The 463-nt window shown below is 68.3% G+C and carries 1 protein-coding gene; it reads right to left on the bottom strand.

Annotated elements, in window-relative coordinates; genetic code table 11:
* On the bottom strand, positions 1 to 463 hold a 463-nt coding region (locus AACY08_RS29455; protein WP_339472605.1), incomplete at both ends, for a branched-chain amino acid ABC transporter permease.

Here is a 463-nt window from a genome sequence, read left to right as displayed (position 1 = left end):
CGTCGTCGCATGCGACGGGCCGAGGAAGGTCGATCCGACGCCCTCGACCAGCGCCAGCAACAATCCGCCGGCGAGCGCGCCGGACACGCTGCCGAGTCCGCCGAGCACGCAGACCACGAAGGCCTTGCCCAGATAGGCCGACGAGGTCAGCGGCGAGATCGGGAAGATCAATGCCATCAGCACACCGGCGCAGCCGGCGAGCGCCGCGCCGAGACCGAAGGCAATGGCGTAGATCGAGGGCACATTGACGCCCATCAGCACCGCGGCGTCACGGTCGAGCCGCACAGCGACGATGGCGCGGCCGATCCGGGACTGGCGCAGCAGCAGGTAGAGCAGACCGGTGAGGGCGAGCGCCGCAGCGGTTGCGATCAGCCGGTCGACCGGCACGACGACGTCGAGGATCGAGACCGATCCGAGCGACGGCGTGAGCGTCAGCTTGCGATAATCCGCCTTGAAAACATAG

The sequence above is a fragment of the Pseudomonas sp. EL_65y_Pfl1_R83 genome (assembly GCF_963970695.1).
Lineage (GTDB): Bacteria > Pseudomonadota > Gammaproteobacteria > Pseudomonadales > Pseudomonadaceae > Aquipseudomonas > Aquipseudomonas tritici.
The sequence above is the reverse complement of the archived record's forward strand: the minus strand, read 5'-3'. Positions and strand labels throughout refer to the sequence as shown.